Origin of the sequence: Mesorhizobium sp. M1A.F.Ca.IN.022.06.1.1 (assembly GCF_003952605.1) — a bacterium.
In the GTDB taxonomy this organism is placed as follows: Bacteria; Pseudomonadota; Alphaproteobacteria; order Rhizobiales; family Rhizobiaceae; genus Mesorhizobium.
Window position 1 is genome coordinate 4,756,236 of the sequence record NZ_CP034455.1, and the last position, 9,559, is coordinate 4,765,794.

Genomic DNA, 9,559 nt, shown 5'->3' on the forward strand with positions numbered 1-9,559 from the left:
CCAAACCGGAAAGGCGCGTCTCCTATTGATGTCGGCGCCCCTCCGGATTGGCACCTTCTGCCAGGCCTCTTGAACACGGACACCGCCGAACTAAATCGTACTCCGCCGGAGGCCCATCTTGGGGGCCGGCGTGTCGGGCGGATGCAACAGCATCCGCCGACGTCAGTCTTGTACCCATGTTGCTCAGAGGAGGATGTGGCTATGAGAACCACTCTCGATTTCACCCCACTTTTCCGGTCGGGCATCGGCTTCGACCGAATGCTGAACGCGCTTGAGGCCGCGAGCCGCGGCGAAACCATCGACAGCTGGCCTCCATATGACATCGCCAAGCTCGGCGAGGACGATTACCGCATCACCATGGCGGTAGCTGGCTTCAGCCAGGACGATCTGACCCTAACCCAGGAGCAGAACACGCTCATGGCGTCCGGTCACAAGGCGGGCGAGGAGAATGGCCAGTATCTTCATCGAGGCATTGCCAGTCGCGCGTTCCAGCGCCGTTTCGAGCTGGCCGACCACGTGAAGGTGGTGAACGCCAGCCTGGTCAACGGTCTGCTGACGATCGATCTCAAGCGCGAAGTTCCTGAAGAGATGAAGCCGCGCCAGATCGAAATCGCGACGAGCGGCAAGGCGACGCCGAACTCCTCGCCGAAGCAGATCGAGGCTGAGAAGCCGGCCGCCTAAGGCATTCCGCGAGCGCACTCGCGCGCGGGCGCCGGGTCATGAGCCCGGCGCCGAATGGTGCATTGTCACAACGAACGAAAGGAGAAGAAAAATGAGCGTTCGAGATCTGATCCCTTGGGGCCGCGACAACGGCAATCAGGCGACCTTATTCCGCGCTGGCGACCGTGATCCGTTGCTGGCGCTGCATCGTGAGGTGAACCGGCTGTTCGATGATGTCTTCCGCGGCTTCGGTTCGACCCTACCTGCCTTCAGTGGCGCTTCCGCCTTCGGCGGCGGTTGGCCAAGCGTCGAGATTTCCGACGGCGAGACGGAGGTCAAGGTGACGGCCGAGGTGCCCGGTCTTGAGGAGAAGGACATCGAAGTCCTGCTCGACGACGGCGTACTCACGCTGAAGGGCGAGAAGCGTTCCGAAACGGAGGACAGGGACAGGCAGTTCTCCGAGCGCTTCTATGGCCGCTTCGAGCGCCGTCTCCCGCTCGGCTACGAGGTCAAGAAAGACAAGGTCGATGCCCGCTTCAGCAATGGTGTGCTGACCGTGACCTTGCCCAAGAGCGAGAAGGCGCAGTCGCAGGGAAAGCGCATCGCCATCAAGAGCTGACGCGTGGCAGGCGCCGGCGGCCGGCTGTAGGGCCCCGCCGGCAGCATCCATGCCAGACAGGGAGGATGAACGATGGAGAGACAGGTTGACAGATCCACCAGAGCACCAATCCCGCGGGGGTGGTCGTCGAACGACAACCGGCAGAAGCCCCTTTCGATGGGACGCTCGACCTTCCCGGGCGACGCCGTCGCACGGATCTACAAGCCGTCCCGCGCGGCGACGACTTCCGGCACGGCCCGCACGCGCGGCTGGCGTCTCGTTTTCGAGCGGCGCACCGCGCCCTTTGTCGAGCCGCTAATGGGCTACACCGGGAGCCGCGATACGCTGACCCAGGTCGAGTTGAACTTCCCGACGCTGGAGTCGGCCGTTCGCTACGCCGAGCGACAGGGGTTGTCCTATGTCGTTCAGAATGCGACGGAGCAGGCTGATGATGGGGCGACCAGGCCTGCCAAGCCCGGAAGGTCGACCTACGGCTTTTCCAACATGACACTCGACCGGCTCGGACTTGGCGCGCTTCAGGAGAGCTACGGGTGCGCCCTCGACGGCGCTGCAAACCGCAACGATCCATCCGGTCCGGAAAGCTGGACGTCGCCGATGGGCGTGGCCCGCGATCCGAAGCTGACGCTGGAGGCCAAGCGCTCGATCCTGATGAACTGGGCTTGGACGGAGTATCTGATCGATCTGGCGACCAATGAGGGCATGCCTGAAAACGACCGCCCCTCGCGCCTCGACGAGGTCCAGCAGGCGCTGCTCGCGCTCGAACGGGAGGTTGCGGCTGACCAAGCCAATTCAGGCATGCGCAAGGCGGCATGAGGTGTGCCTACGAGCGGGTCTGGAGCAAGTTCCGGGCCCGCTTTTTCAACCCCGCGGGCGTAGCCCCGCAGACAGGAGTGACAACACCAGGTCAGGGAGGCAAACAATGCTCGCTCTCACATCGAACCTCCGCGTCGTCGCCGTTGCGATGGGGGCCATTTTCTTCAGCCTCGCTCCCGTTGCTGCGCAAACGGCGGCACCGGCTGAAGCATCCAGCCTGCCGACGCTTGCGCCCATGCTGGAGCGCGTCACACCGGCCGTCGTCAATATCGCGGTCGTTTCCAAAGCCCCCAAGGAAGACAATCCGCTTTACAGCGACCCTAATTACCGGCGCTTCTTCGGGCCGGAGCAGCTGCCGCAGGCCAGGATGAGCGCCGGCTCTGGCGTGATCGTCGATCCGGCGAAGGGCTATGTCCTGACCAACAATCACGTCGCTGGGGACGGCAGCGAAATCTCGGTCACCCTCAAGGACGGCCGGCAATTCCCGGCGAAGCTGATCGGCAGCGACAAGGACACCGATATCGCGCTGCTTCAGATTGACGCTAAAAACCTCACGGCGATACAGACAGGCGATTCAGACGCCCTGAAGGTCGGCGACTATGTCGTGGCAATTGGCAATCCCTTCGGTCTCGGCCAGACCGTGACCTCCGGCATCGTCAGCGCGCTTGGCCGCAGTGGACTCAACATCGAGGGTTACGAGGATTTCATCCAGACCGACGCCTCGATCAATCCGGGCAATTCCGGCGGCGCCCTGGTTACTCTGGACGGCAAGCTGATCGGCATCAACACGGCTATCCTCAGTCCAGCCGGCGGCAATGTCGGCATCGGCTTCGCCGTGCCGAGTAACATGGTTGTTTCCGTGATGAAGCAGTTGATCGCCCACGGCGAGGTGCGGCGCGGAAAGGTGGGGATCGGCATCCAGGATTTGACGCCGGACCTCGCAAAGGCGCTGCAACTCGGAGACCTCCGCGGCGCGGTGATCGCCAATGTCGAACCCGGCTCGTCGGCAGAGAAGGCTGGATTGCAGGTCGGCGATGTCGTCACCGCGATCGACGGACATCCCGTGCAAGGCACGACCGACCTCAGAAACCGGATCGGCCTCACCCCTGCCGGAAGCACTGTCAAATTTGCCGTCAAACGCGCTAATGGCGAAGTCACGATCGACGTGACGATCGCTGCACAGGAAAGCGCGTCGGAGACGCTGGCAGGCACCCTCCTGCAGGGCGCCAAGATGAGTGACGCTTCGGCCGAGGAAGCCCAGCGGGCAGGCGCGGACGGGGTCGTCATCGAGAGCATCGAACCCGCTAGCCCGGCGGCGAGAGCGGGGTTGCGGACCGGCGACATGATCGTGGCGGTCAACCGCAAGCCGGTCTCTTCCGTGTCCGATTTGCGCAGTGCGATCGCTGGCCAGCGCGCAATACTGGCCTTGGAGCTGGTCCGTGACGGGGGGCGTCTTCTGCTGGTTGTGCGATAAACTCCGGAGCCCGCTCGACCTTCCCTCGAGAGCAGGCTCTTCCAATTTCTGGCCGTCGGGATGTTCGCTGCCTACATCACCGAGCATGGGGTGATGACGGACGGCGAGTCCCTTCGACCAACGCTCTCGCCATCAAGCGCGTTGGGAACCGGCAAGTAGGCGTTCGCCATCAGCGATCCCCCGCTAACGGAACGCTTGACGCCGTTCTCCTGCTCGATTCCCCTGATCGAGCGCAGCGATCATGTCGAAGGCAACCAAAAGAACGGCCCACCCCTGATGCCATGCAGGAGCGGGCCTGCGGAGGATAGGGGCTCCGCGCGGCAGCGCACGGCAAACAGCGGAGGGCATAGCGCCGCCGGGCCCCAAACTTACCCGAATGCGAGGTGTTCCTCGGCGTCGGAACATTTTCTTTGTGATCCGGTTTCTCGGGCAGGACCGCCCCCGTTTGAGGTCGCATGGCGTAGCGTGTGCTCGCCAACTTCACCTGGCCGGTAATGTCTCAGGCAGCACACATCATCGCGAAGACGCTCGGCACAGGCCGCCGGGCAGCGTTGGGAACGTCGTGCCGGCTATCCGCGCCATGATTGCTGCACCGGGCTTCCCGGGCTCTCGCTTGACGCCCAGCGGTTCGAGTCGCATTCCCAGCATGTAGTCTAGGCAGCGGCGGCGGCAAATAGCTTCTTCGTCACGCGATTGCGAATGGCGCCTTAGTTCGAGTATGCGATGGAATCCTTGTTTTTTACGGGGGCGGGCGCATGCTTACCGCCTCTTTCTCGACCGCCACGAAATGATTGGCGCCTCATCCTTTTCTACTCGCCGAGCTGCGCCCCGCATCAGACCTTGACGGCAGACCAGGGCAGGCAGCCCGCGGCGACCGGCGTTGTGCTGACGAGAACGGCTCCTTCCGCGTGAAGCGTTATGAGGCCGGCCCAAGAGACCTCGTCGACCACCCAGATTGTCCCACCTTTATCTGTCGATTTTAGGTTCGTCCGCGCCTCGAGTACGGCTCGCATCATTTGGGCCGGGCTTAGACCTTCCCGGAAGACGACGATCGTGTGGGTTGCACCCTCGAAGCGCTGGCCTGCGCCCGCAGTCAGCCCAGCTAGCATGGCAACGCTCATCAAAGCAGCCGCCGCGCCCCGTGCTGGTCCTCCCCGATTGGGCATCAGGAGAACGAGCACCAAAGGCAAGATGCCAAAAATAACCAGCCATCCGATGTCCCATGCCAGGGGCACTTCGCTCGCCATCCTGATCCGGTGAAGGCCGAGCAGCCAATGAATGATGACCGCGTCAACGATGTGCCAGATGCCGAACCCGGCCAAGGCGAGCCGTAGAATTTCGCTCGTCGTGCCGGGGCGCGCGCCAGATGCACGAGCCGCCACGAGCAACACCGTGCCCAAAATGCACAACAGATACATGAGCAGGTGAAAGAGGCCGTCCGCCAGAATTTGGAAGCGCAAGTCTGATCCTGCCGGTTCGCGAAGGCCGGACAGGAGGTGGTGCCACTGCAGGATCTGATGCAGAACGATGCCGTCGAAAAAGCCGGCCAGCGCAAAGCCAACGAGCAGCCACCCGACAACGGCCTTCCGATTGATTGCTGGCCAGTTCAAGCGCATGACTGGCGCCCTACCTCAAAGTGGCCGGACGAGGGGTGACCGGCAACCTCGGTCTGAGGTCGTCGACTGGCGCAGCCGGAATGTCTTCGGTGAGCCCGTGGACGCCATAGCTCGCCTCAATCCAGAACGCACAGATTAGGCCTCCGACCACAGCCAGGAGTACTAGCACTGCCGCAATAGTTTCGAGCATCAGACGTCGCTCCCTGTTCAGCCCGTTTGCCCGAACATCCCGGGGTTGGAGTTGTTCCCTTGGCTTGGAGATTACGGCTGATCATCAGGAACAATACCGTCAATGCGAGGTTGGGACGCGCTTGCCTGCTCAAAGGAGATCACTATGCCAGCCTCATCGGCGAAAGCCGATACTCCGGCTCCGGCGCACAAGCCGGCAGGAGTCACCCGATGGGTGTTCTCAACTAATCACAAGGACATCGGGACACTTTATCTGATTTTCGCGATCCTTGCGGGCATCATTGGCATGCTCCTGTCAGTCGCTATGCGCATCGAACTTCAGGAACCGGGTATACAGATCTTTCCTGGCTTGGCCTCGTTTGTATACGGCTTCGAGGGTGCCACGGCCATTGATGCAGGCAAGCAGCTCTACAACGTATTCACGACAGCACACGCCCTTATCATGATCTTCTTCGCGGTCATGCCCGGTCTGATCGGCGGCTTTGCCAACTGGATGATACCGCTCATGATCGGGGCTCCTGATATGGCTTTCCCGCGGATGAACAACATTTCTTTCTGGCTGCTGCCGCCTGCCTTCATTTTGCTCTTGATGTCGCTGTTCATGCCCAGCGTACCAGGAGGCTATGGTGCAGGAACGGGATGGTTCCTCTACCCAACGCTGTCGACGTCGGGCCATCCTGGGCCTGCCGTTGACCTGGTCATTCTGTCGCTGCACATTGCCGGGGCCTCATCCATCCTCGGGGCGATCAATTTCATCACCACGATCTTCAACATGCGTGCGCCCGGCATGACGCTCCACAAGATGCCTCTCTTCGCGTGGTCGGTTCTGATTACAGCATTCCTTCTTCTCCTCGCGCTCCCCGTTCTGGCAGGCGCGATCACGATGTTGCTGACTGACCGGAACTTCGGCACTGCCTTCTTCCTCCCGGACCAGGGCGGCGATTTGCTCCTCTACCAGCATCTTTTCTGGTTCTTCGGTCATCCGGAAGTCTACATCATGATCCTCCCGGCATTCGGCATTGTGAGCCAGGTAATATCCACCTTTTCGCGCAAACCGATCTTCGGCTATCTCGGCATGGTCTATGCGATCGTGGCGATCGGCGCGATAGGGTTTGTCGTCTGGGCGCACCACATGTACACCAGCGGCATTGGCCTGGACACGCAGCGCTATTTTACCTTCGCGACAATGGTGATTGCGGTGCCGACAGGTATTAAGGTCTTCTCCTGGATCGCCACGATGTGGGGCGGATCGATTCGCCTGCAAACGCCCATGCTCTGGGCGTTGGGATTCATTTTTCTGTTCACAATCGGTGGGGTAACAGGCGTTCAGCTGGCCAATGCTGCGCTCGACCGTGAATTGCACGACACTTACTTCGTCGTCGCGCATTTCCACTACATACTCTCACTGGGAGCTCTCTTTGGGATCTTCGCGGGCTGGTATTACTGGTTCCCGAAGATGACCGGGTATATGTATAACACTCTACTGGCGGGAGTGCATTTCTGGACGACTTTTGTCGGCGTCAATCTGGTCTTCTTCCCGCATCACTTTCTAGGTTTGGCGGGCATGCCGCGCCGCTACATAGACTATCCCGATGCATTTGCAGGCTGGAATATGGTCTCTTCCTATGGGGCCTACATATCTGCCGCGAGCGTACTGTTCTTCCTGGCCGGAGTGGTCGACGCCTTCTACAGACGAAGGGAGGCCGGCGATAATCCTTGGGGTCCGGGAGCCACGTCCCTGGAGTGGATGTTGCCTTCGCCACCGCCGTTCCATCAATGGGACAGGCTCCCGATCATTAAATAGCCCGGGTCGGCGATTTCGGCGCCCATGCGTGACGGTCCCTGCAGCCAATGCCCTGGCTCTCGTGGCCCTCAATCAGCATCCAACACGACGGGGTTGGTGTTGGCCCGGGAGAGTACCGGGCCCCTAGCGAGCCGTTCCTGATCCCCGGTCGGGCTCGCGGATAATTCATCGCCATGCACGAACTTGATAGCCAAACAGAACGACCAGCGCCAAGGAACATTTCTGATCCAAGGATGTTCGGGGAACCCCAACCCTGGAGAAACCTCATGTTCATGCACAATAAGCGACTGCAATACACCGTCCGTGTGTCGGAGCCGAATCCGAAACTGGCATGCATGATAATGGAGCAGTTCGGCGGAGCCGATGGCGAGTTGGCCGCCGCTATGCGCTATTTCGTCCAAGGGCTGGGCGAGGATGATGTCGGTCGAAAAGACATGTTGCTCGACATCGCAACCGAAGAACTAAGCCACCTCGAGGTGGTCGGGTCAATTGTCACAATGCTGAACAAGGGACTCAAGGCACACCTTGCCGAGGGACAGATGAAGGAAGCTGAGCTGTATTTGATGGTTGGCGCCAGCGGCACAACGGCCAAGGAGTCAATCCTGTTTGGCGGCGGACCCGCATTGTGCGACTCGGCCGGAGTGCCTTGGACCGCCGCCTATATCGATTCTCGCGGCGAACCAACGGTGGACCTGCGCTCCAACATCGCGGCCGAAGCTCGTGCCAAGATCGTGTACGAGCGACTGATCAACATCACCGATGATCCCGGCGTCAAGGATGCCCTCGGTTTTCTGATGACGCGCGAAGTCGCCCACCAGAAGTCCTTCGAGAAAGCGCTGTACGCGATAGAGAACAACTTCCCGACGGGCAAACTCCCGGGCATCGAGAAATATGCCAGCATGTACGTCAACACCTCGCAGGGCGAAGGAGACGCCACGGGACCCTGGAACTCGGGAGGCGAATGGGACCGCATCGACAATCTCGAAGAGGTGATGCCCGCCGACGGGGGCGACGGGATGGCGACTGTCAAGCTAAATGCCAAGGACAAGAAGGTCGCGGCCAATCTGGCGGAGCGGACGCTCTCGGACCCGGCTTCCGATCCGATGACCGGCGCCGATCTTGGAGCAGGACCGGGGGCGGGCCGCACCAAGAACGGTGACATGGGCGGCGCCGCCAACATCCAGGAGGCGCCGGCGCAGGCAGCGGCCGCTACTCGCAAAACCAGGTAGTCTCTGCAGGTTTGGGCGCCCTCAAGACAGTATTCGCGTGCGCAAAGCGAAACTACCTGTCGCGACCGAACACGGCGGTTCCCTGCGCCGTCGGGGCGACGACTCTGAGACAAAGTGACAAGGCAACGCGGCCTAATGACAATTCAAATACCCCTCTCCAAGATCGATCGCGCCGGACGTGAGGACCGCGGCGATGGGGCCTGGAGTATCGCGCCCGATCTTGCCTACCTTCGCCTTTCGATCGTGAATGCGGTGTTCTTTGGTATGCCCGGCCCCGCGACTCCAGTTGGGTGCTGATTGATACCGGTCTGCCAACCTCTCGAGGCGCCATTGTCGCGGTCGCGGAGGCGCGTTTCGGCAAAAACGCCTGACCGGCGGCAATCCTCCTGACGCATGGTCACTTCGACACGTGGGAACGGTCGTTGAACTGTCGCGGATGTGGGGGCTCCGGTCTATGCGCACACGCTCGAACATCCCTATCTGAACGGAACAGCGTCCTACCCCCGCCTGACCCGTGGGCGGGCGGAGGTCTGATGGCGTTGCTCTCACCGCTTTTCCCATGCGGGCCGGTCGATCTCGGGGACCGTTTGAACGCGCTCCCTGACGATGGCTCGGTTCCGGGAATGCCAGATTGGCAGTGGCTCCACACTCCAGGGCACGCGCCGGGACATATTTCCCTTTGGCGCAAGACGGACCGCTCACTGATCGTAGGTGATGCGTTCATCACAACCGGGCAGGAGTCCGCCTATGAGGTAGCGACGCAGCAGCGAGTCCGCAACCGCGAAAAATGGTAGGGTTTATCGCGAGCGATAGAAAACCTGTCCGTCGGAGCGGGCAACAATTGTTGTACAGCACTGTCCTTCGAGTATTCGCGCTGTCGGCTGAAAGGATGCGTCGCCAGGTGGTGCTCGCGCTACCGTCCTAACGGCTTGTGAGACAGCTCAATCAACTGCCGCTCATCGGTGACGCCGGCCATGTAGCTGGCAATTATCCGCAAAGCGCGGCGCTCTCGCTCCGCGGCAGTTTCCTTTGCCACCGAACCGCGCTCGAGAATCTGGCAAAGAAATTCAACATCGACAGGTGTGAACGCGCCTTTCGCCAGTCTTGCTGAAGCCATGGCCTTCTCCTCCTCCCAAGCGGGCCGCCCGACCACGC

At 61.2% G+C, this 9,559-nt stretch carries 8 protein-coding genes and 1 pseudogene; 7 read left to right on the plus strand and 2 right to left on the minus strand.

Annotation, left to right across the window (positions count from 1 at the left end):
- The first annotated feature begins 201 nt into the window (after positions 1-201).
- From EJ078_RS22785 to EJ078_RS22800, 4 genes are all read left to right on the plus strand, one after another.
- Positions 202-681: an Hsp20 family protein gene (locus tag EJ078_RS22785; protein ID WP_127213885.1), complete on the plus strand. Its 480-nt coding sequence runs from the start codon at positions 202-204 to the stop codon at positions 679-681.
- A gap of 91 nt (positions 682-772) precedes the next feature.
- The gene (locus EJ078_RS22790; RefSeq protein WP_127213884.1) at positions 773-1,279 is read left to right on the plus strand and encodes an Hsp20/alpha crystallin family protein; all 507 of its coding nucleotides are present in this window, start codon (positions 773-775) and stop codon (positions 1,277-1,279) included.
- 72 nt (positions 1,280-1,351) lie between these two features.
- Entirely contained in the window at positions 1,352-2,092 is a 741-nt protein-coding gene (locus EJ078_RS22795; RefSeq protein WP_127213883.1) for an ETC complex I subunit, read from the plus strand.
- A 106-nt stretch (positions 2,093-2,198) separates the two neighbouring features.
- The gene (locus tag EJ078_RS22800) at positions 2,199-3,566 is read left to right on the plus strand and encodes a DegQ family serine endoprotease (RefSeq protein ID WP_127239601.1); all 1,368 of its coding nucleotides are present in this window, start codon (positions 2,199-2,201) and stop codon (positions 3,564-3,566) included.
- A gap of 833 nt (positions 3,567-4,399) precedes the next feature.
- Here EJ078_RS22800 and EJ078_RS22805 read toward each other — a convergent pair.
- Positions 4,400-5,182, minus strand: a complete 783-nt coding sequence (locus tag EJ078_RS22805) for a DUF2243 domain-containing protein (protein WP_127403525.1) — start codon at positions 5,180-5,182, stop codon at positions 4,400-4,402.
- A gap of 334 nt (positions 5,183-5,516) precedes the next feature.
- Here EJ078_RS22805 and ctaD point away from each other — a divergent pair, with 334 nt between their 5' ends.
- The 3 genes and pseudogenes from ctaD to EJ078_RS22820 all read left to right on the plus strand — a co-directional run.
- Positions 5,517-7,175 carry a cytochrome c oxidase subunit I gene (ctaD, locus tag EJ078_RS22810; RefSeq protein WP_127213881.1) on the plus strand — a complete coding sequence of 553 codons (1,659 nt, stop codon included), beginning with the start codon at positions 5,517-5,519 and terminating at the stop codon, positions 7,173-7,175.
- Positions 7,176-7,447: 272 nt separating this feature from the next.
- The gene (locus EJ078_RS22815) at positions 7,448-8,404 is read left to right on the plus strand and encodes a manganese catalase family protein (RefSeq protein WP_346016900.1); all 957 of its coding nucleotides are present in this window, start codon (positions 7,448-7,450) and stop codon (positions 8,402-8,404) included.
- Positions 8,405-8,539: 135 nt separating this feature from the next.
- A pseudogene (locus EJ078_RS22820) lies at positions 8,540-9,168 on the plus strand (MBL fold metallo-hydrolase); the annotation flags it as partial.
- 149 nt (positions 9,169-9,317) lie between these two features.
- On the opposite strand, the gene EJ078_RS22825 reads toward EJ078_RS22820, so the two are convergent.
- The gene (locus tag EJ078_RS22825; protein WP_245322467.1) at positions 9,318-9,521 is read right to left on the minus strand and encodes a hypothetical protein; all 204 of its coding nucleotides are present in this window, start codon (positions 9,519-9,521) and stop codon (positions 9,318-9,320) included.
- Between the last annotated feature and the right edge of the window lie 38 nt (positions 9,522-9,559).